The organism is Achromobacter sp. GbtcB20, assembly GCF_019091095.1.
GTDB lineage: Bacteria > Pseudomonadota > Gammaproteobacteria > Burkholderiales > Burkholderiaceae_B > Achromobacter > Achromobacter mucicolens.
In genome coordinates, this window is the sequence record NZ_JAGXJZ010000036.1 from 1 (window position 1) to 19,682 (window position 19,682).

Consider the following 19,682-nt stretch of genomic DNA (forward strand, 5'->3'; position numbering starts at 1 on the left):
TGCGCCGATGATAGTGGACGGACGTCTGTGAAAGTAGGTCATCGTCAGGCTTTTATTGCTCAAAACCCCGCAGGTATTCCCTGCGGGGTTTTGTCTTTGTGGCGTCGGGATTACTGTAGCGATTCCCGTATCGAAAATGCGGTATCAGGATGCAGCAAAGGGAATGCTGCAAAGGGAATGCAGGATCGGAATTTATTAAAAACCCCCTCGCGGCTGGCGCCGCGAGGGGGTTTGTTTTTGGCTGGATCGGATGCTCTGCTGTTTGAGTCGGATGTTCTTCTGACTACGGTAGCTGGCGACGCAGCGCTGCGAAAAATAGCTCGGATTGCAGGCGTTCGCTTTGAATCTGGGCCGCAACCTTGGCGGCGAGGTCGGCGTTGACGGGAACCAGGGGACGGCCGGTGGATTGTGCCAAGACCTGGGCGGTACAGGCCCGCTCGAGGAAGAAGAGATCGTCGTAGGCGTAGTCGAGACGTTCGCCGCAGACAACGACGCCGTGGTTGCCGAGGAAAACGATGTCCGCGCCTTGCATGGCGTGCGCGATGCGTTCGCCTTCGGACACGTCCAACGCCAGTCCGTTATAGGCGTGGTCGATGGCGAGGCGGCCGTGAAAGCGCATGGCGTTTTGGGACAGGGTGGTGTCCAAGCCGCGATCCGTGGTGAGCGTGAGTGCCGTGGCGTAGGGCATGTGGGTGTGCAGCACGCAGGCCTTGCCGGCGATGCGGTGGATGGCGGCGTGGATGAACATGGCGGTGGGCTCGACTTCGTGGCGGCCGGCAAGCTTTTTGCCGTGCGCGTCGACCAGCACGATGTCGTCCGCCTGCACCTCGTTCCACATGAGGCCACGTGGGTTCAGAAGGAAATGATCGGGATCGCCCGGCAATGTCACGCTGAAATGATTGCAGACGCCTTCGCCAAGTCCGTGGGCTGCGGCCGCACGTAGGGCCAGCGCCAGGTCCGTGCGTAGAGCGGTGACGGGATCTGCATGGAAGAGTGCGTTCGCAAAACCGGGTTCCTGGTTCATGACAACCTTCAAGGGATGGGTTGGGGATCAGAGCCAGCCGGCTTTACTGAAAACGTCCAGCACGCGATCCAGAGTTGCTACGGTAGCGTCAGGCCGATAGTCAGGCAAGGGTTGGCGGCCGGTGCCGCGGTCGATCCAGATGCAGCGAAAGCCAATGTCGCGTGCTGCAGCGAGATCCAGGTGAGGGCTGGCGCAGATATGCACGACGTCTGCCGGGGTGACGCCAAGCTTTTGATGCGCGTGGGCGAAGATGGCGGGCGAGGGTTTGTACGCGCGGGCCTGTTCAGCTGAAATGACGCGGTCGATATGGCCACCCATTTGTGCCACGTTGCCCGCGATGATGTTGTCATCGGTGTTGGAGATGATGCACAGGCTAAATCCGGCTTGTTTGAGCCTGCCGAGTGTGTCGACGACTTCCGGGAATGGCGGCATGCGGGAAATGCTGCCTGTGAGTGTCTCCGCGTCTTCGGGCCGGTACTCAAGGCCGAAATGCGCCATGGTGAGGCGTAACGATTCGCGGGTGACCTCGGCGAAGTTGCGGTAGGGCAGCGTCTGTTCAAGGTGGTGCTCGTGCCCATCGTATATATGCAGGAACTGCGCAGCGGTCGGCCGGTCCATTGCGGCCTCGCGGCCCGCTAGGATCTTTTCCACTGCGGCGTGCAAGCCTTCGTCCCATTGAATGAGCGTGCCGTAGCAGTCGAAGGTCAGCCATTGCGGGCGGGGAGCTTGGTTAGAAGGCATGTCGGTGCTCGGAGAGAGTTCGGAGCTTCAGCGTAAGGCCCACCGCTCTAAGTTGTAAAATTAATTAATACGTTTACCTTAGTTGCAGAGTCAATGAGCTGCGGTATGCTTAACGAGCGCCTTAGTGCACGGGCGGCTTCGCTAGCGAGAAGGGCCGGCCCATCCAGCTGATGAGCGGCACGCCGCCGCCGCGAGTGCGCAAACGGCGCTGGGGGAAGCGCCCCGCGCCGACATACAAGCGCGCCGCGCCCGACCTTCTTTGTTGTCAGGTGTAGAGGTTAGATGCCAGGGCTAGCCGAGCCGGTCAGGGCGGGAAGATTTGGAAGCGATCCAGCTCGCTCGTGAGCGGCACGTCAACATCAATCAATCAAAGCCGATGCTCGATCTTGAACTATTGAAGACGCTGGTTTGCGTCGTGGACGAAGGCAGTTTCACGCGGGCGGCCAGCCGTGTTCATCGCACGCAGTCGACGGTTAGCCAGCAAGTGCGCAAGCTTGAACAGAGCGTGGGCAAGACCTTGCTGCTGCGCGACCGCGCGGGCGGCAATGTGTCTGCGACCGAGGACGGTGAAGTCATGTTGGCCTACGCGCGGCGCTTGCTTGCGATTGCGGGGGAGGCCGAGCATGTCCTGTCCGCGCCGAGAAGCGCTCGCGTGATTCGATTGGGCGTGCCCGAGGACTTCGATGTGACGCGGCTGACGGTGCTGTTGGCGGAGTTTGCCGCGCGGCATGCGCAGGTACGGCTGGAAACCTTAAGCGGCATGAGCACGGATCTTCTGGCGGGGCTGGCGGCCGGCGAGTTCGATCTGGCGCTGGTCAAGCGGGATCCGGGTGAAGGGCCTTGCCTTGCGGCGTGGCCGGAACGGCTGGTGTGGGTGGGCGGACAAGCGCGCAATCAAGCGGCGGCCGTCGTTCCGCTGGTTCTATTTCCGCAGGGATGCGTCTATCGCAAGCGGATGATCTATGCGCTGGAGAGCGCCGGGCGGCCGTGGCATGTCGCCTACCACAGCCACAGTCTGGCTGGCGTGCAGGCGGCCGTGGCAGCGGGGTTGGGCGTCAGTCTGTTGCCGGCTTCGGCGCGCCTTGATACGCATGTCGAACTGGGCGCCGCGGACGGATTTGCCGATGTGCCGCCGACCGAGCTGGCGATCGTGGGAGACGCGCGCGCCCTCGGCAGCGTTGGCCAGGATCTGGTGGGTGCGCTGAAGCAGGCGATTGGTGGGGAGATGAAGCAGCCGGTCCGGTAGCAGGGACGTTTTGGCTGGTCGGGCTAAGCGGGAAAGGCCGCGCGGTGCAGAGTCAAATCTACGCCGTGGTGACGGCCGCAGCACAAGCGACAGTCATGGTGGCGGTAACGGCGGCAGTCATGGATACAGTCGCGGCAGCGGTAGTGGTGGCAGTCACGGGCACCATCATGGCCACAGTCTTGGTCCCAATCCTGGACCCGATCGCGGCCTCACATGCTGCGATACTCGCGGCAACATCGCGGCTTCAAGTACGGCGTCAATCGTGATCTCATCGCAGCCTCGTCGCGGCGTCAAATTCGGCGTCAATTACGGCCGCGATCGTGGCCGGAGGTTTCCCTTCAGCGTACGTCGCCGTCTAGGTAGAACCACTGTCCGTTTTCTCGCAGGAAGCGGCTGGTCTCGTGCATGCGGCTGGCGCGGCCGTCAAGGCGGCTTCTGGCCACGAACTCGACGGTTGCGTGTTCTGCGTCCTGATCTGCCACGGCCTTGATTTGCAAGCCCAGCCATTTCAGGCCGGGCGGGTTGGGCTCGAGTGACGCAGGGCGCGTGCGCGGGTGCCACGTTGCCAACAGATAAGGCAGGTTGTCCAGCACAAAGGCGCTGTATCGTGAGCGCATGAGGGCTTCGGCCGTAGGGGCTTGCAGCGCCTGCGGGCCGTCGTGCCAGCGGGCGCAGCACTCGGGGTAGGAACGGGAGCTGCCGCAGGGGCAGGAGGGAGTGGAGGGGCTTGATTGCTTTGGCACGGCTTGGGGCAATGGAATCCGGACGCGGATCAGAGAATCAGAAGTGTTCAAGCGGTCAGCATAACGGATCGAGGGAGCCGGCAGATAAAACCAATTTGGGCGTGAGGCCGAAAGCCCGCTCGATTCGTGAAATCTAGGCTTCTGACGATACTGCAGAACAAAAAACAAGGGGTCGCTTCACCTGGACCCCGCGAGGCTAAGGCGATTGATCTGGCCGCTAGACAGGGCATCAGATCGAGGCAAGGAATCGAGGCAACGCGGCTCGAGGCGACGGATCGAGGCAACGCAATCGCGCGACAAAAGCTCGCGGCGGATCACCGCAACAAATTACTGCAATCGCGCGGGACGACAGGCAAACCTGCCAAACCGAGCGCCGCTATGACTACAACAAAGACATGGCGCAGGCGGAGGGCGCTCCGCATTAGCGCCAGGTCCGGGCAAACGGCACTTGCAGGTAAAGGCGGAGAACGGATTGGGAGATCGCGTCAGGCCAGCAGGTCGGCGTATTCGGGATGGCGTCTGATGTAGGCGTCGGCGTAGGAACAATAGGGTTTGACCTTCCAGCCGTTCTCGCGCGCGGTGAGCAGGGCTTGCTGGGTCAGTTCGGCGGCGATGCCGCGGCCGCCGACCGCGCTGGGTACGCCTGTGTGCGTGATTGCCATGGCGCCGTTTTGCAGTTCATAGTCCAGCACGCACAGCACGCCGTCGACGGTGGCGGTGAAGCGGGAGCGGTCGGTGTCGTGTATTACGGAAATCATTCAAGAAACTCCTTGGGTGGCGGTGGAGCGGGCGTTACTGAGGCCTGCGCCGCATTCACAAACAACGCGCTAGTTGAGGATCGCGCCGGGCATAAATCGTGCACCGCGTGCGAGTCACACCGGGCAGCCCCGCTCCGCTTCGAACGCGTTTCAAACCCCTCTCGTGGGCAGAACGGCAACCCCCGCTCTGTAAACCGGGAAAGGGACGGACTTCAGTTCAGCGAGCAAGTTTCGAGCCCGCGGCCTGGGTTGCCGACTCGGAAATCTGCCGTCGTGGCGCCAGGCGCTTGCCGTCGTATACACGACGCCGTCAACAAGCCGCGCCTGGAGTCGGTTCGCCGGGTGCGGCCCGGGGATCAGCGGGCGATGGCGGATGGCTATAACAATGACGGGTTACCGATATTAGCGCCGACGGCGCGCAGCTGCGGCTCAACGCTGAGGCCTTTACCGGTGCAGCACCTTGATTAACGCGGTGAGTTGCGCGTCGCGGGTTTCGACGAGGTCGGCGATGTTGCGGTGGCCGGCCTCGGCGTTGACGCCTTCGATCAGGCGTTGCTGCAGCGCTGGCGTGACCTCGGGTGCGCCTAGGTCGTCCCACCAGGTTTGCACGGGGCCCAGGAGGTGGTGCATGAAATGCGCCAGACCGCCTTCGCCGCCGCCCAGGTTGAACGTCATGTGCGGGCCGAAGAGCGCCCAGCGCAGGCCGGGGCCTTGCGATACCGCGGCGTCGATGTCCGCGACGCTGGCGACGTTTTCGGCGGCAAGGTGGATGGCCTCGCGCCACAGGGCGGCTTGCAGGCGGTTGGCGATGTGGCCGGGGACTTCCTTGTTCAGGCGGATGGGGTATTTGCCCATGCTGCGATAGAAGTCGATGGCGCGGTCCATGGTGTCGGCGGACGTCTGGTCGCCGCCGACGACTTCGACCAGTGGAATGAGGTGCGGCGGATTGAAGGGATGGCCGATCACGAACCGTTGGGGATGGCGGCAGCGCGATTGCAGCCGGCTCATGATGAGGCCCGATGAGCTCGATGCGACGATGACGTGCGGGGGCAGGACGGCGTCGATGCGGGCAAACAGGTCCGTCTTGAAGTCTTCGCGTTCGGGCGCGTTCTCTTGCACGAAATCCACGCCGGTCAACGCCTTTTCGAGGTCGGGTTCGAAGCGTAGCGCGTCGGCGGTGCCGCCGGAGCGCACGTGGCCAAGTTCGGCCAGGACCGGCCATGCCGCCTGTACGCGGGCGATGGTTTGAGCTTCGGCATGCGGGCTGGGATCGCTGACCACGACTTCAAGTCCGTGCGCGAGAAACAGCGCTGCCCAACTGGCGCCGATCGTGCCGGCGCCGACGATGGCGACGCGGCGGATGGGGATGGCGGTGGAGGAAGCGGAGCCGTGCAAGCCAGACGGCGACGACGGCGGGTTTGACGAAGCAGAGCTGGACGAAGCAAGGCTGGACATGCAGGTCTCCGTTGTTGGGTTTGCTTCATTGTGAAGCAAAGCCGATGCCGTTGCCATGCAAGCTGAGCGGCGGCAAGATAGGGCTTTTCGAAATCGCCAGGAGGCTTGCATGCGTCCGACGCCTGCGCGCGCGACCGTACCGTATTTCTGCCAATGGGAATCCGCGCATCGGGCGGGCGAGATCATTCGCGGGGAACTGGCGCTGGCTGACGACCCCGCGTGGCGCAATTCCGGGGCGCAGGATCTGGACGAGTACGTGCGCTGGGCCAGCCATGTGTGCGGGATGGCGTGTCTGAAGATGGTGCTTGCGGCGCGCACCGGCCACGCCTATCCGACCCTGGAGCTGGCGCGGGGCAGCTTGTCTTACGGGGCGTACGTCGAGGAACCGGACGGAAGCATCAGGGGCCTGATCTACGCACCGTTCGTGCAATACGTCGCAGACGTGTTTGGCATGCGTGCGCAGGTGCGCGTGGACTTGCCGGCGTCAGGCCTGCCTGAGCTGATGGCGCGGGCGGATTACTTCATGGCCTCGGCACATCCGTCGATTCGCTGGCCCGCTGTGCAGCCGCCGAAAAAGGGCGGACATCTGGTGCTGGTGACGCGCGCCACGCCCGACGCCGTGACGTTTCATAACCCGTCGGGCGAGCCGGGCTCGCAGGCGGACGTGGTGCTGCCGCTGGCCGACTTCGACAGGTTCTATGCCGGCCGCGGCGTGGAAATCCCGCCCGCCGGATGACGAGGCTTACATGCCGGCTCAGGCGTTGAGGGTACGGCGCAGATAGCGCCATGCGAGCACAACCGTGATGCCATAGCTGGCGGTGATGACGCCGTAGGCGGCGGGCAACGTGGCGTGCCAGTCGGGCAGCAGATGCAGAAGGGTGCCCATCACCGCGACGCCGACCAGCGCGCCGGATTGGCGATTGGCATTCAGGGCGGCGGCCGCGCTGTTGGCGTGCTGGCGGCCCGATACCTGCATGACGATGCTGGTCATCGCCGGCACGGCGATCCCCACGCCCAGATTGGCCAGCGCGACGACGATGGCAAATGGCCAGTACGCGACGCCGGGAGTGAACGCGGCGATGCCGACGGCGCTCATTGCGGCCGCGAGCGAGACGCCGCCCAACAGCGATGCCGACACGTTCCACCGCGCCGACACGCGCCCCGAGATGAGGTTGCCGATGGAGAATACCGCCAGCATCGGCACCAGCTCGATGCCGGTCTGCAACGCATCGGCGCCGCGTGCATGCTGCAGGAACAGGCTGAGCAAGAACAGTTGGCCATACGACGCGAGGTTGATGAGAAACCCCACCGCGTTGGCCGCGGAGAATTGCGGGGTGGCGAAGAGCGTCCGCGGGAGAATGGGTTCGGCGTGCTGCCGTTCGCGGTGCACCAGAAGCGCGGCGGCGGCCAGGCCCAGAAGCATCGTCGCTGCGATGGCCGGGGAGGTCCAGCCATAGGCGTTGCCCTGGATCAGCACGAAGCACAGACTGGACAGCGCCACGACGCCGAGCACGTGGCTCATGGGGTTGAGCGCGCGGGCGCGACGTGGCGCGGACGCGATGCGGCGGCGGGCGAGCCACAGGCCTGCCAGACCCAGCGGGATGTTGATGAGGAAGATGCCGCGCCATCCAAATTGGTGGATCAGCGCGCCGCCCAGCAACGGTCCCGATGCGCCAGCGACCGCCACGATGGCGGACCAGGCGGCCAGCATGCGGTTGCGGACGCTTTCGTCGTCATAGGCGTGCGTGAGCAGGCTGAGCGAGCTTGGCATGAAAAGCGCCGCGCCGACGCCTTGCAGCATGCGGGCCGCGATCAGGGTGTCGGCGTTTGGCGCCAGGCCGCAGAGCAGTGACGCGGCGGTGAACACCCCCAAGCCGGCAAGGTAGAGGGTCTTGGCGCCGTAGCGGTCGGCCAGCGCGCCGGCGACCAGCAGCAGGGCGGCGAACGTCAGCGTGTAGCCGTCGACGATCCACACCAGGTCGGTCAGTGGGACGGCGAACTGGAGCGCGATACTGGGAATCGCCACATTGACCACGGTTACGTCGAGCATGGCCATGACGAATCCGATGGCCAGGGTGACAAGCGGCACCCATCCCGTGGCGGCGACGGGCAGCGCGTCTTGGGCGGCGATGGGGCGGCAGGCGGATGACATGGTGGGACTCTTTTCGAGGGGGCGGGGGGGCGGGAGGTGCAAAGCTTAGGCGCTTGTTGTGATGCAAAAAAGCCGTATTACTGCTTTATAGTCATGCAAAAGTGCATCACGGACGTCAAATGGATTGGGACAACGCGAGGATATTTCTGGCCATCTACCGTGTGGGAACGCTGCGCGGGGCGGCGGCGGTACTGCAGATCGACCAGGCCACCGCTGGACGGCGCCTAGCCGCGCTGGAGGCGTCGCTGGATGCGCGCCTGTTCTTGCGCACGCCCGGTGGCTACGTCCCGACTTCGGCGGGCGAGCTTGCGTTTGCGGCCGCCGAACGCATGGAGCAGGCGGCGGACCAGCTGCAGCGCCAGATGCAGGGGCTGGATCACCGGCTGTCGGGGGTGGTTCGCGTGGCAGCCTCGGAGACGGTTGCCCGTTATTTCGTGATGGAGGCCATCAAGCGGGTCCACGCCGAACACCCTGACATTCGCGTGGTGCTGACGACCGGCATCCAGATCAGCAATCTGACGCGCCGTGAGGCCGATCTGGCCATCCGCAACATCAAGCCCGACAACCCCGATCTGATCCACCGTCACTTGGCGCGCAAGGAGGTGGGCTTGTATGCATCGCGCGCGTACCTGGACGCGCACGGCGAGCCCAAGCCCGACACCGCGTTCGCGGGGCACACCTTGATCGCCTATCAGCAAGCCGTGCTGCCGGGCTGGTCCGATTCCCTTTGCGGCGAGCCCACCCGCAATGGCCGCATCGGTGTCGAGGTGAATTCGGGGTTGATGATCATCGACGCGGTCGTGGCGGGTCTTGGCATCGGCGAGCTGCCCACGCACATGGCGCCCGACTTCCCGGACCTGGTGCGCATCTGGCCAGCGCGCGCCGAGGCGTATGACCTGTGGCTGGTGATGCATGGCGACCTGAACCGCACCGCGCGCGTGCGGGCCGTGGCCGACGCGATTGTCGAGGTCTTTGAAGAGAGCAATTAGCGGCAAACCGAGGCTTGTCGCGCGGCGCGACTGGCGCTAAGGTTTGCTGGCCCGCAGGAAAACCCACGACCTCAGGAGTTGCGCGTGTCCGATCTTTGGCGTTTGTCCGCAGTTGAGCTTGCCGCCCTTGTCCGCAAGCGTGAAGTGTCCGCCGTGCAGGCCGCGCAAAGCGCGCTGCAGCGGCTCGATGCCGTCAATCCCGCGATCAACGCGGTGGTGGATCATCGGCCGGAAGACGTGCTGGCGCAGGCGGCCGAGGTGGATGCGGCAACCGCGCGCGGAGAAGATCCCGGCCTCTTGGCCGGCGTGCCCGTGACCGTGAAGGTCAACGTGGATCAGGCGGGCTTTGCCACGACCAACGGCGTGCGGTTGCAGAAGGACTTGATTGCCGAACGGAACAGCCCCGTCGTCGACAACTTGCGGCGGGCCGGCGCGGTGATTGTGGGCCGCACGAACACGCCGGCGTTTTCGCTGCGCTGGTTTACCGGCAACGTGTTGCATGGCGACACGCGCAATCCGCGGAATCCGGCGCTGACGCCCGGCGGTTCGTCGGGCGGCGCCGCGTCTGCCGTGGCGGCAGGCATTGGGCATCTGGCGCATGGCACCGACATCGCCGGGTCGATCCGTTACCCCGCCTATGCGTGCGGCGTGCATGGCCTGCGTCCATCGCTGGGCAGGGTGGCGGCCTACAACGCCTCGCTGCCGGAGCGTTCGATCGGCGGGCAGATCACCGCCGTGTCGGGACCGCTGGGCCGCACGATTGCCGATGTGCGGCTGGGTCTGGCCGCGCTGGCTGCGCCGGATCCGCGCGATCCGTGGTGGGTGCCGGCGCCGCTGACCGGACCGGAGGCGCCGCGGCGCGTTGCGCTGTGTCTGAACCCGGAAGGCATGGATACCGATCCCGCAGTGGTGAAGGCGTTGCAGGAAGCGGCGCGGCGGCTGAGCGAGGCGGGTTGGACAGTCGATACGCTGGAAGCGCTGCCGCCGATGCAGGAGGCAGCCGACCTGCAGATCCGCATGTGGATGGCCGACGGCTACGACGCCATGCTGGCGGCGGCGGAAAAAGAAGGCGACCCGGGCGCGTTGGTGGCGCTGGCAGGGCAACGCGACAAGGCGGCGGGCGCGGATCTGGCGACCTTTTCGGCGGTGCTGACGCGTCGCGCCACGCTCACGCGTTTGTGGGAGATGTTCTTTGCCGAGTATCCCGTGCTGCTTTTGCCGGTGTCGGCCGAACTGCCATTTCCCGACAACCTGGATCTGCAAGGCGACGCGGCCTATGCGCGCGTGTGGCGCGCGCAGATGACCCAGATCGGTCTGCCGTTCATGGGCTTGCCGGGACTGTCCGTGGCGATGGGCAGCGCCATGAGTAGCGCGGGCCCGAGTCCGGTGGGCGTGCAGGTGGTGGCGGGGCGGTACCGCGAGGACCTGTGCCTGGCGGCCGGCGAAATCATCGAGGCGGCCGGCGAGCCGATCAGCATCGCCGAGCCTGCGCCGAAGTAATTGGCGGTTGGGGGAAAACGGCGGCGCTGCCCGAAGGTGGGGCGGCCAGAAGGCGGCCCCGCCTGAAAGTGAGGCGGCGTGAAGGTGGCTGCCTGTGCGGCCTTAGCCGCCGAAGCGCACCTTCAGCACGCCCAGATCGCCGTACGCCAGTTCGATGTCTTGATTGGCGGGCACGTCCAGAAAGCCCGCGTATGAGCCGGTGATGACGTGCTGGCCGGCCGTCAGCCCCAGGCCTTGCTCGCGCAGGAAATTGGCCAGCCAGTACAGGCCGGCCTTGGGGCGGTCGTTCGGGTGGATGCCCGCGTGCTGCTCGACTTCAACGCCATCGACCGTCAACGTGATGGTCATGCAGCCGGGGGCTGCGTCGGGCGATGAAATCCGCGGGCCCAGGACGAGGCCTTGGTTGAACATGTGGTCCGCCAGCAGCTCGGGCAGGCTTGCATGTTCGGGGGCGGCGTAGCGGCAGCCCAGGACTTCGAGCGCCAGGCGGGCGCCGCCCACGGCGGCGTCGATCTCGGCTTCGGTGTAGGGCGTGTCGCGCGGCGGCAGGTCGCGGGCGATTTCGAACGCGATTTCGGGCTCGATGCGAACGAGGGCATCGCGGGTGGCGACCGGCCCGGCCGCGGCGTCAGCCGTGCCCGAGGCATAGATGGGCGCCACGACGGTTTTTTCGGGCGAGGGTAGCGCGCTTTTCCAGGCCGCGATGGTGTCCTGGCGCGTTTCGCGAAGCAGTTCAGCGGTGCGCTGCTGCACGGCGAAGGCCTGGCCCAGGGACTGCGGCCGGCATTCCGCGGGCAGGCGGGGGCCGGCCACGCCGGTCTGGCGCGCGGCGATCAGAAAGCGCGCGGCGTCGATGCTGCCGGGATAGTCTTCAAATCTGATCTGCATGCGTTCAGGCTCCGAGGAACAGCATGATCCACAAGACGATCATGGCGATCAGGCCCAGCCAGCAAGATCCCCAGAAGCCGACGATCGGCCATTTGAGGGACAGCGGAACCTTCTTGGGATCGACGTGGGCAAGCAGGTCGTTGGCATTGCCGATCAACCACATGCGCGTGCCGGGAAACATCAGGCGGAAGAAATAATCGAGCATGATCGCGGCCTGGATCGCCAGCGGGAATTGCTTGAACGGCCGATGCTGCAGATAGGGGTGCTTGAGGGCCGCATTGACCTGCTGGGTCTTGAAGAAGAACAGCACGATGCCGCTGATCGTGCAGGTGATGAAACACAGCACAAACAGGCTGAAGGCCATTGCCATGACGGGTGAATGCATGGGGGATCTCAACGATGCGCGGCGGGACCGCGTGGGATGGACAAATTCAGGCAAAAAAAGCTGGCCCTATTGTAGAGGGCCTGGCGCGGCCCCGTGTTCAGGGCCGCGTCGGTAGCGCCGGTCGGGCGCTTGGGCTGGGTCAGCCGCGGGTCTGGCCTTCGCCGTTCAAGACCCACTTGAGCGTGGTCAGGCCTTCCAGACCGACCGGGCCGCGCGCGTGCAGCCGATTGGTGGAAATGCCGATTTCCGCGCCCAGCCCGTATTCGAAGCCGTCTGCAAAGCAGGTGGGAAGGTTGACGTACACGGAGCTGGAGTCGACTTCACGCTGGAAGCGCTGGGCCGCCGACAGGTCTTGCGTGACGATCGCGTCGGTGTGGCCCGAGCCATAGCGCGCGATGTGTTCGATGGCGTCGTCCAGCGTGTCGACGATGCGCACGGCCAGGATGGGCGCCAGGTATTCGGTGGCCCAGTCTTCCTCGGTGGCGGGCGTGGCGTGCGGCAGCAGCGCCAGCGTGCGCGGGCAGCCGCGCAGTTCGACGCCGTGTTCGGCGAAGGCGGCGGCCAGGCTGGGCAAGATGGACACGGCGGCCACGGCGTCGATCAGCAGCGTTTCCATGGCGCCGCAGATGCCATACCGGTAGGTCTTGGCGTTCAGGGCGATGGCGTGGGCCTTGTCGGGGTCTGCCGCCGCGTCGATGTAGATGTGGCAGTTGCCGTCCAGATGCTTGATGAGCGGCACGCGGGCTTCCTGGGACAGCCGTGCGATGAGGCCCTTGCCGCCACGCGGCACGATGACGTCGATGTGCTCGGTCATGGTGATGAGCGCGCCCACGGCCGCGCGGTCGGTCGTGGCGACGACCTGCACGGCATCCTGCGGCAGGCCGGCGGCGGCCAGGCCGGTCTGCACGATGCGGCCGAGCGCCACGTTCGAGTGCAGGGCTTCGCTGCCGCCGCGCAGGATGGCGGCGTTGCCGGACTTCAGGCACAGGGCCGCGGCGTCGATGGTGACGTTGGGGCGCGATTCATAAATGATGCCGATCACGCCCAATGGCACGCGCATCTGGGCGACACGCATGCCGTTGGGCCGCACGGTGGTGGCCGTGATGCTGCCGATCGGGTCGGGCAGGGCGGCGATCTGGCGCAGGCCTTCGGCCATGTGCGCCAGCGTCTTGTCCGACAGGGTCAGGCGGTCGAGCAGGGCGGGCTCCAGGCCATTGGCCCGGGCGGCGGCCACGTCCTTTTCGTTCGCGGCTTTCAGTTCGTCGTGGCTGGCGGCCAGCGCGTCGGCCATGGCGATCAGCGCCCGGTTCTTGGCGGCGCTGTCGGCGCGCATCATGGCGCGCGAGGCGCGGCGGGCGTTTTCGCCCAGGGTCAGCATGGCTTGTTCGATGGAGGACGAGGACATGGCGGCGTCGATCTTGTGGAGAAGGCGGCGCGGGCGCCGCCTGGAGAGTCAGTGTATATCCGGCGGGAGGGCCGGGCGAGATCCGGTCGGCGGACCGGATGGGGGGCGGGAGGCAGGCGGCGAAGCCGCCTTCACGGTCGGCCGCCGGCGGCGGCCACGCGCAGGGCCAGCCGGGTCATTTCTTCCCAGGGGTCCGACAGGCGTCCGGGCACCGACAGGCCCTTGATCAGGCGGTCGACTTCGTGGGCGTGCTGCACGGCGGCGGGCCAGACGTTGGGCTGCACCCGGTTCAGGGCCTGCAGCGCAAGGCGTTCATGCGCGCCGAAAATGCGCAGGCGGCGCATGAGGCCGCCCGCGTCCTGGCCCAGCGCGCGTGCCTCGGCAATGCGCGCCAGCAAGCGGATTTCTTCGCCGACTGCCCACAGCACCAGCGGCAGCGCCTCGCCTTCGGCGCGCAGGCCGTCGATCATGCGGATGGTGCGGCCGATGTCACCGGCCAGCATGGCATCGCGCAAACCGAAGACGTCGTAGCGGGCGACGTTCAGCACGGCGCGCTCCACGTCCTCGGGGGCAAGCTGGCCTTCGGGGTAGAGCAGGCCCAGCTTCTGGATTTCCTGGTGGGCGGCGAGCAGGTTGCCTTCGACCTTGTCCGCCATCCATTGCAGGGTGGCGCTGTCGGCGCGCTGGTTCTGGCGCGCCAGACGCATGCCGACCCAGGCGGGCAGGCGGCCGCGCTCGATATTGGCGATATCGACAGACATGCCGGCGCGGGCAAGCGCCTGCATCCAGCGGCTTTCGCGGGTGGCCTTGTCCAGACGGGGCAGCGCGATCAGCACCAGCGTGTCGGCGTCTGGCTGCTTTTCGGCCTGTTCGGCCAGCTTGGTCAGGGTGTCGGCGCCGGATTTGCCCGGCTTGCCGGTGGGTATCTTGATTTCAAGGATGCGGCGGTCGCCAAAGAGCGACACGCTCTGGGTGGCGGCAATGACCGCGCTCCAGTCGCTGCGCGCGTCCATCACCATGGACAGGCGCTCGGTGTAGCCGGCGTTGCGCGCGGCGGCGCGAAGGGAGTCGACGGCTTCGGTCACCAGCAGCGGCTCGTCGCCCGACACCGTGTACAGCGGCGCCAGGCGGTTGCCGGGCCGCTGCAGGTGTTCGGCCAGCCGATCCGCGTCCAGAGGCTGTGCCATGGACTAGCGGACGATGGCCGGATCGGTGACGGACGGCGTCTGCCAGGGCGTGGGCACGCGCGGTCGTTGCTGCTCGTTGGGGTCGAACAGCGGCGTGTTTGCGTCGTCGCCGCCCGCTTGCGCGGCTTCGAATGCCTTGTGCACGTCCGGCGCGGTGATGCGGCGCAGCACGCGCGAGACGAGGTCCCGCTGCATGGCCTTGTACAGCGTTTCGATCTGGCCCTGCTTGGCCTGCACGACCTGGTCGTCGTACGGCATTTCGCGGTAGATGGACAGCGTCGTGTCGGGGACCAGGGCGCGGCCCTTGGCGTCGATCAGGCGGAACGTGTAGTTGATGCCGAGTTCGTAGGATTCGACACGGCCTTGCGCGTTCAGCGAGACCTCACGCAGCGTGCGCGTGTCGCTGACCTGCTGGAGGATCGCCTGGGCTTCCTTGCGCGAATCCACCAGTCTGGTGTTGGGCGAGGCCGCGCGCAGCGCGCGGCGCAGGTCTGCGCCGAACTGGATGTTGTCGGGAATGCCCACGTACAGTGTGTCGAAGGGCATCGGGGTGGTGCCGCGCAGCGCGAAGCCGCAGGCGGAGAGCAGCATGAACAGCGCCAGGCAGGCGCCGCGCAGCAGCCAGGTTTGGCGGGAGACTTGCGATAGTTGCCCGGCGAAGTGCATGCTTGACCTCATCAGCCTACGACGTTGACCAGTTTGCCCGGAACCACGATGACGCGCTTGGGCGGACGGCCTTCCAGGAATCGGGCGACCTCTTCCTGGCTGGCTGCCAGTTTTTCGATATCTTCCTTGGCCGCCTTGGCCGCCACGCGGATCGAGCCGCGCAGCTTGCCATTGACCTGCAGCATCAACTCGATCTCGTCGGCGACGAGGGCGGCTTCGTCGACATGCGGCCACGGGGCGTCGAGCAGGTCGCCGAGTTCCTTGGCGTAGCCCAGATCCTGCCACAGGTGCCAGGTGATGTGCGGCACGACCGGGTAGAGCACGCGCAGCAGGACGCCGACGGTTTCGGCATAGGCGGCATCGGCCTCGGCGCCTTCGGGCAGCTTGGCATCGTCGATGGCGTTCAGCATCTTCATGCAGGCGGACACGACGGTGTTGTACTGAATGCGCTGGTAGTCGTAGTCGGCCTGCTTGAGCAGACCGTAGACCTCGCGGCGCAGGTCCTTGACCGCGGCGGGCGCTTGCGCCCAGTCCGCGCCGTGGGCCAAGCCGCGGGCGATGGCTTCGCGGCGGTTGTAGCTGATGGACCAGAGACGGCGCAGGAAGCGGTTGGAGCCTTCGACGCCGGAATCGGACCATTCGAGGGTCTGTTCAGGCGGGCTGGCGAACATGACGAACAGGCGGGCCGTGTCGGCGCCCAGCGTGTCGATCAGCGATTGCGGATCGACGCCGTTGTTCTTGGACTTGGACATCGTGCCCACGCCGCCGTAGTTGATGGCCGAACCGTCCGACTTCAGCTTGGCGCCGACGATGGCGCCGCGGTCGTCGTAGACGTTGTCGACGTCTTCGGGCCAGAAGTACTCGATGCCGCCCTGGGGCGTCTTGCGGGAATAGATGTGGTTCAGCACCATGCCCTGGCACAGCAGCTTGGTGAAGGGCTCGTCGAAGTTGAGCAGGCCCATGTCGCGCATGACCTTGGTCCAGAAGCGCGCGTACAGCAGGTGCAGCACGGCGTGCTCGATGCCGCCGATGTACTGATCCATCGGCATCCAGTAGTCATTGCGCTGGTCGACCATGGCGTTGTCGTTGCCGGGCGAGGTGTAGCGCATGAAGTACCAGGACGAGTCCACGAACGTGTCCATCGTGTCCGTTTCGCGGCGGGCGGGCTTGCCGCACTTGGGGCAGGCGCAGGACAGGAAGGCTTCGTTCTTGGCCAGCGGGTTGCCGCTGCCGTCGGGGATGAGGTCGTCGGGCAGGACCACGGGCAGGTCCTTTTCGGGCACCGGCACCGGGCCGCAGTCGGCGCAGTGGATGATCGGGATCGGGGTGCCCCAGTAGCGCTGGCGCGAAATGCCCCAGTCGCGCAGGCGCCAGGTGGTCTGCTTTTCGCCCAGGCCCTTTTCGCCCAGGTCGGCCGCGATGGCGTCCACGGCTTCCTTGTAGGACAGGCCGTCGTACTTGCCGGAATTGATGGTGCGGCCCGACTGCTTGTCGCCGTACCATTCCTGCCAGGCGTCGGTGGAGTATTCCTTGCCGGGCACGTCCACGACTTGCACGATGGGCAGGCCGTATTTCTTGGCGAAGGCGAAGTCGCGCTCGTCGTGCGACGGCACGCCCATGACGGCGCCGTCGCCGTAGGTCATGAGCACGTAGTTGCCGACCCAGACTTCAACCTGCGCGCCGGTGATGGGGTGCGTGACGAACAGGCCCGTGGGCATGCCTTCTTTTTCGCGCGTGGCCATTTCGGCCTCGGTCGTGCCGCCGAGCTTGCACTGCTCGATGAACGCGGCCAGCGGCGCATTGTTGGCGGCGGCGTGCGTGGCCAGGGGGTGTTCCGGCGCCACGGCGCAGAAAGTCACGCCCATGATCGTGTCGGCGCGGGTGGTGAAGACGTACAGCTTGCCGTCCTGGATCAGTTGGCCATCCTGGCCGGCGATCTGGTGCGGGAAGGCAAAGCGCAGGCCCTCGGACTTGCCGATCCAGTTTTCCTGCATCAGGCGAACGCGCTCGGGCCAGCCGGGCAGGTCGTTCTGGACCGCGCCCAGCAGTTCGTCGGCGTAGTCGGTGATGCGCAGGTAGTAACCCGGGATTTCGCGCTTTTCGACAAGCGCACCCGAACGCCAGCCGCGGCCGTCGATGACCTGTTCGTTGGCCAGCACGGTCTGGTCGACCGGGTCCCAGTTGACGACCTGGGTCTTGCGGTAGGCGACGCCCTTTTCGAGCATCTTCAGGAACAGCCACTGGTTCCACTTGTAATACTGCGGATCGCAGGCGCACATTTCGCGCGTCCAGTCGATTGCCAGACCCATCGCCTTCATCTGCTTCTTCATGTACGCGATGTTGTCGTAGGTCCACTTGGCGGGCGGGACCTTGGACTTGATGGCCGCGTTTTCCGCCGGCATGCCGAACGCGTCCCAGCCCATGGGCATCAGGACGTTGTAGCCGCGCATGCGCAGCTGGCGGGCCATCATGTCGTTGATGGTGTAGTTGCGCACGTGGCCCATGTGCAGCTTGCCGCTGGGATAGGGCAGCATGGAGCAGGCGTAGAACTTGGGCTTTTCGGAGCCGTCGGGGTTCTTTGCGTGTTCTTGGACCAGATAGACGTCGCGGGCCTGCCAGTCTTGTTGGGCGGCCGCTTCGACGGTAGTGGGGAGGTAGCGTTCCTGCATGGGCTCGTGCGCGGTGGCGAAAAAGGGGTGAGCCGCCCCATCGCGCCGGGGCGCGGTGGCGGTCAAAACCCCTGATTATAGGAGGTGCTAGGGGCGGGCAGGGGGCGAGGGCATTTCCGGGATGCGCGCACTGGGCGCAAGGGCGCCATAAGCCAGCGTGAGGGCCGCCAGGAGGGCGCCCGCCGTGACCACCGCCGGCCAGCCGAAATGGGCGTACAGCCAGGACGATACCAGCGAACCCGAGGCGCCGCCGATGAAGTAGCAGGTGACGTAACCGGCGGTCAGGCGGCTGCGCGCTTCGGGCCGCAGGCGGTAGATGGAACTGGTGTTGGTGACGTGGACGCCCTGGATCGCCAGATCCTGCACCAGGATGCCCGCCAGCAGCGCAACGACCGACACCTGGCCGAACGCCATCAGTCCCCAGGAACCCAGAAGCAGCAGCAGGCCCACTCGGGTGGCGAGGTTGCCCAGGCCACGGTCGGCAAGGCGCCCGAAGCGGTTGGCGGCGTAGGCCCCGGCGGCGCCGGCCAGGCCAAAGAGACCGATGGTGGTGTTGCTGTATTCATAAGGCGGGCCGGCCAAAAGAAAGGTCAGCGGGGTCCACAGCATGCTGAAGGCGGCAAACAGCAGTCCGCCAATCAGGGAGCGGGCGCGGAACAGGGGTTCCTCGACGAACATGCGCAGGATCGACCCCAGCAGGCGCGGGTAGCTCATTGCCGTGGGGCTTTGGTAGCGGGGCAGCACGCGCCACAGGACGGCGGACATGCACAGCATCAGGATGGCGGCCACCCAATACACCGTGCGCCAGCTGCCCACGTCGGCCAGCGCGCCGGCCGCGGTGCGGGCCAGCAGGATGCCCAGGAGCAGCCCGCTCATGACGGTCCCGACGGCCTTGCCCCGCTCGTGGGGCGCGGCCAGCGTGGCGGCGAAGGGCACGAGGATCTGGGCGACGACGGACAGCATGCCGGTCAGGGCGGTGCCCAGGATCAGCACCGCGATGTTGCTGGCAAAGGCCGAGATCAGCAAGCCGCCCGCGGCCAGCAGGTTCATCAGCACGATAAGCGCGCGGCGCTCGAACATGTCGCCCAGCGGCACCAGCAGCATCAGGCCCACTGCGTAGCTGAGCTGCGCCGTTGTGACGATGGTGCCGGCGGCGGCGTTCGAAATCGAGAACTGCTGACCGATCGTGTGCAGCAGGGGTTGCGCGTAGTAGTTGCTGGCGACTGCCAGGCCGGTCGCCACGGACATCAGGAGGATGATGGGCGCGGTGAGCGTGGGCGTGGATTGCGTAGGAGAAGTCACTGATCTGAGGCTGAAAGGGTGATGACGGTGGGCGGCAGGCAGCTCAGGCGTCGACGCTGCCAGGCGTTTCCTGGTCCTGCTTGATCAGCAGCTTTTTCAGAAGGCCCGCCAATTGGCGGCGTTCCGCGGCGGACAGCGGTTCCAGCAGGTCGTTCAGGTCGCTCAGATAGTCCTTGAGCAGGATCTTGATCGTGCGCAGCCCATCGGCGGTGAGCGACACGATGACGCCCCGCCGGTCGTCGGGATTGGGACTGCGCACGAGCAGCCCGGCCTCTTCCAGCCGGTCCAGGCGGTTGGTCATGGCGCCGGACGTCAGCAAAAGGGCTTGCACGAGTTTTTGCGGATTCATCGCATACGGCGCGCCGGTTCGGTAGAGCGTGGCGAGCACGTCGAATTCGCCCTGATGCAGGTTGTACTGGCGAAAGGTGCGATTGACGTTGCGGGCGGCGAATGCGTTCAGGCGGAAGAGGCGGGCGACCACCGACATGGCGGCGAAGTCCTGCGCAGGGCATTCCTGCGTCCATTGCGAGATCACGAGATCGACAAGGTCATTCATGGCGGCGGGCTGGTGT

Annotated in this window: 18 protein-coding genes; 4 read left to right on the forward strand and 14 right to left on the reverse strand. The window is 65.9% G+C overall.

The features are described 5' to 3' along the window. Nucleotides 1–283 precede the first annotated feature (283 nt). Nucleotides 284–1,024, reverse strand: coding sequence for an aldolase (locus KVT32_RS26305; RefSeq protein WP_152385161.1), 741 nt, complete (start codon nucleotides 1,022–1,024; stop codon nucleotides 284–286). A gap of 27 nt (nucleotides 1,025–1,051) precedes the next feature. Next, nucleotides 1,052–1,765, reverse strand: coding sequence for a haloacid dehalogenase type II (locus KVT32_RS26310; protein WP_152385160.1), 714 nt, complete (start codon nucleotides 1,763–1,765; stop codon nucleotides 1,052–1,054). A 376-nt stretch (nucleotides 1,766–2,141) separates the two neighbouring features. Between KVT32_RS26310 and KVT32_RS26315 the strand changes: the two genes are divergently transcribed. After that, nucleotides 2,142–3,011, forward strand: a complete 870-nt coding sequence (locus KVT32_RS26315; protein ID WP_152385570.1) for a LysR substrate-binding domain-containing protein — start codon at nucleotides 2,142–2,144, stop codon at nucleotides 3,009–3,011. A 338-nt stretch (nucleotides 3,012–3,349) separates the two neighbouring features. Here KVT32_RS26315 and KVT32_RS26320 read toward each other — a convergent pair whose 3' ends face one another. The 3 genes from KVT32_RS26320 to KVT32_RS26330 all read right to left on the reverse strand — a co-directional run bounded on the left by KVT32_RS26320 (nucleotide 3,350) and on the right by KVT32_RS26330 (nucleotide 5,967). Beyond that, nucleotides 3,350–3,754, reverse strand: coding sequence for a YchJ family protein (locus KVT32_RS26320; protein WP_152385159.1), 405 nt, complete (start codon nucleotides 3,752–3,754; stop codon nucleotides 3,350–3,352). A 485-nt stretch (nucleotides 3,755–4,239) separates the two neighbouring features. Further along, nucleotides 4,240–4,512, reverse strand: coding sequence for a GNAT family N-acetyltransferase (locus tag KVT32_RS26325; RefSeq protein ID WP_152385158.1), 273 nt, complete (start codon nucleotides 4,510–4,512; stop codon nucleotides 4,240–4,242). A gap of 444 nt (nucleotides 4,513–4,956) precedes the next feature. Further along, the gene (locus KVT32_RS26330) at nucleotides 4,957–5,967 is read right to left on the reverse strand and encodes a 3-hydroxyacyl-CoA dehydrogenase NAD-binding domain-containing protein (protein ID WP_227741276.1); all 1,011 of its coding nucleotides are present in this window, start codon (nucleotides 5,965–5,967) and stop codon (nucleotides 4,957–4,959) included. A 109-nt stretch (nucleotides 5,968–6,076) separates the two neighbouring features. Here KVT32_RS26330 and KVT32_RS26335 point away from each other — a divergent pair, with 109 nt between their 5' ends. Further along, nucleotides 6,077–6,703: a hypothetical protein gene (locus tag KVT32_RS26335; RefSeq protein WP_152385157.1), complete on the forward strand. Its 627-nt coding sequence runs from the start codon at nucleotides 6,077–6,079 to the stop codon at nucleotides 6,701–6,703. An 18-nt stretch (nucleotides 6,704–6,721) separates the two neighbouring features. On the opposite strand, the gene KVT32_RS26340 is transcribed toward KVT32_RS26335, so the two are convergent. Continuing rightward, nucleotides 6,722–8,119, reverse strand: a complete 1,398-nt coding sequence (locus tag KVT32_RS26340; protein WP_152385156.1) for an MFS transporter — start codon at nucleotides 8,117–8,119, stop codon at nucleotides 6,722–6,724. A 119-nt stretch (nucleotides 8,120–8,238) separates the two neighbouring features. On the opposite strand from KVT32_RS26340, the gene KVT32_RS26345 reads away from it, so the two are divergent. Beyond that, a complete protein-coding gene (locus tag KVT32_RS26345) occupies nucleotides 8,239–9,108 on the forward strand; it encodes a LysR family transcriptional regulator (protein WP_152385155.1) in 870 nt (289 codons plus the stop codon). Between the two features lie 84 nt (nucleotides 9,109–9,192). Further along, on the forward strand, nucleotides 9,193–10,608 hold the full coding sequence (locus KVT32_RS26350; RefSeq protein ID WP_217619059.1) for an amidase family protein: 1,416 nt from the start codon (nucleotides 9,193–9,195) through the stop codon (nucleotides 10,606–10,608). 102 nt (nucleotides 10,609–10,710) lie between these two features. On the opposite strand, the gene KVT32_RS26355 is transcribed toward KVT32_RS26350, so the two are convergent. The 8 genes from KVT32_RS26355 to KVT32_RS26390 all read right to left on the reverse strand — a co-directional run bounded on the left by KVT32_RS26355 (nucleotide 10,711) and on the right by KVT32_RS26390 (nucleotide 19,666). Beyond that, nucleotides 10,711–11,496 (reverse strand): 2-keto-4-pentenoate hydratase, encoded by a 786-nt coding sequence (locus KVT32_RS26355; protein WP_152385153.1) that lies wholly within the window; start codon nucleotides 11,494–11,496, stop codon nucleotides 10,711–10,713. Nucleotides 11,497–11,500: 4 nt separating this feature from the next. Continuing rightward, on the reverse strand, nucleotides 11,501–11,881 hold the full coding sequence (locus KVT32_RS26360; protein WP_180100684.1) for a hypothetical protein: 381 nt from the start codon (nucleotides 11,879–11,881) through the stop codon (nucleotides 11,501–11,503). A 139-nt stretch (nucleotides 11,882–12,020) separates the two neighbouring features. Further along, nucleotides 12,021–13,286, reverse strand: a complete 1,266-nt coding sequence (locus KVT32_RS26365; protein ID WP_056322805.1) for a glutamate-5-semialdehyde dehydrogenase — start codon at nucleotides 13,284–13,286, stop codon at nucleotides 12,021–12,023. A gap of 131 nt (nucleotides 13,287–13,417) precedes the next feature. Beyond that, nucleotides 13,418–14,473, reverse strand: coding sequence for a DNA polymerase III subunit delta (holA, locus tag KVT32_RS26370; RefSeq protein ID WP_056322808.1), 1,056 nt, complete (start codon nucleotides 14,471–14,473; stop codon nucleotides 13,418–13,420). A gap of 3 nt (nucleotides 14,474–14,476) precedes the next feature. Continuing rightward, a complete protein-coding gene (gene lptE, locus KVT32_RS26375) occupies nucleotides 14,477–15,139 on the reverse strand; it encodes an LPS assembly lipoprotein LptE (protein WP_217619060.1) in 663 nt (220 codons plus the stop codon). 11 nt (nucleotides 15,140–15,150) lie between these two features. Further along, nucleotides 15,151–17,808: a leucine--tRNA ligase gene (gene leuS / locus KVT32_RS26380; protein WP_180100680.1), complete on the reverse strand. Its 2,658-nt coding sequence runs from the start codon at nucleotides 17,806–17,808 to the stop codon at nucleotides 15,151–15,153. 87 nt (nucleotides 17,809–17,895) lie between these two features. After that, nucleotides 17,896–19,056, reverse strand: a complete 1,161-nt coding sequence (locus tag KVT32_RS26385; protein WP_056322813.1) for an MFS transporter — start codon at nucleotides 19,054–19,056, stop codon at nucleotides 17,896–17,898. 97 nt (nucleotides 19,057–19,153) lie between these two features. Then, complete coding sequence (locus tag KVT32_RS26390) at nucleotides 19,154–19,666, reverse strand: MarR family winged helix-turn-helix transcriptional regulator (RefSeq protein WP_056322814.1); 513 nt, start codon at nucleotides 19,664–19,666, stop codon at nucleotides 19,154–19,156. Nucleotides 19,667–19,682 lie beyond the last annotated feature (16 nt).

What these genes read in the sequence shown, in the direction of transcription:
- KVT32_RS26355 (WP_152385153.1), bottom strand. Translation starts at nt 11,496, where the DNA reads ATGCAGATCAGATTTGAAGACTATCCCGGCAGCATCGACGCCGCGCGC.
- KVT32_RS26360 (WP_180100684.1), bottom strand. Translation starts at nt 11,881, where the DNA reads ATGCATTCACCCGTCATGGCAATGGCCTTCAGCCTGTTTGTGCTGTGT.
- KVT32_RS26325 (WP_152385158.1), bottom strand. Translation starts at nt 4,512, where the DNA reads ATGATTTCCGTAATACACGACACCGACCGCTCCCGCTTCACCGCCACC.
- KVT32_RS26305 (WP_152385161.1), bottom strand. Translation starts at nt 1,024, where the DNA reads ATGAACCAGGAACCCGGTTTTGCGAACGCACTCTTCCATGCAGATCCC.
- KVT32_RS26345 (WP_152385155.1), top strand. Translation starts at nt 8,239, where the DNA reads ATGGATTGGGACAACGCGAGGATATTTCTGGCCATCTACCGTGTGGGA.
- KVT32_RS26335 (WP_152385157.1), top strand. Translation starts at nt 6,077, where the DNA reads ATGCGTCCGACGCCTGCGCGCGCGACCGTACCGTATTTCTGCCAATGG.
- holA (WP_056322808.1), bottom strand. Translation starts at nt 14,473, where the DNA reads ATGGCACAGCCTCTGGACGCGGATCGGCTGGCCGAACACCTGCAGCGG.
- KVT32_RS26310 (WP_152385160.1), bottom strand. Translation starts at nt 1,765, where the DNA reads ATGCCTTCTAACCAAGCTCCCCGCCCGCAATGGCTGACCTTCGACTGC.
- KVT32_RS26315 (WP_152385570.1), top strand. Translation starts at nt 2,142, where the DNA reads ATGCTCGATCTTGAACTATTGAAGACGCTGGTTTGCGTCGTGGACGAA.
- lptE (WP_217619060.1), bottom strand. Translation starts at nt 15,139, where the DNA reads ATGCACTTCGCCGGGCAACTATCGCAAGTCTCCCGCCAAACCTGGCTG.
- KVT32_RS26330 (WP_227741276.1), bottom strand. Translation starts at nt 5,967, where the DNA reads ATGTCCAGCCTTGCTTCGTCCAGCTCTGCTTCGTCAAACCCGCCGTCG.
- KVT32_RS26340 (WP_152385156.1), bottom strand. Translation starts at nt 8,119, where the DNA reads ATGTCATCCGCCTGCCGCCCCATCGCCGCCCAAGACGCGCTGCCCGTC.
- KVT32_RS26390 (WP_056322814.1), bottom strand. Translation starts at nt 19,666, where the DNA reads ATGAATGACCTTGTCGATCTCGTGATCTCGCAATGGACGCAGGAATGC.
- KVT32_RS26385 (WP_056322813.1), bottom strand. Translation starts at nt 19,056, where the DNA reads ATGTCCGTGGCGACCGGCCTGGCAGTCGCCAGCAACTACTACGCGCAA.
- KVT32_RS26365 (WP_056322805.1), bottom strand. Translation starts at nt 13,286, where the DNA reads ATGTCCTCGTCCTCCATCGAACAAGCCATGCTGACCCTGGGCGAAAAC.
- leuS (WP_180100680.1), bottom strand. Translation starts at nt 17,808, where the DNA reads ATGCAGGAACGCTACCTCCCCACTACCGTCGAAGCGGCCGCCCAACAA.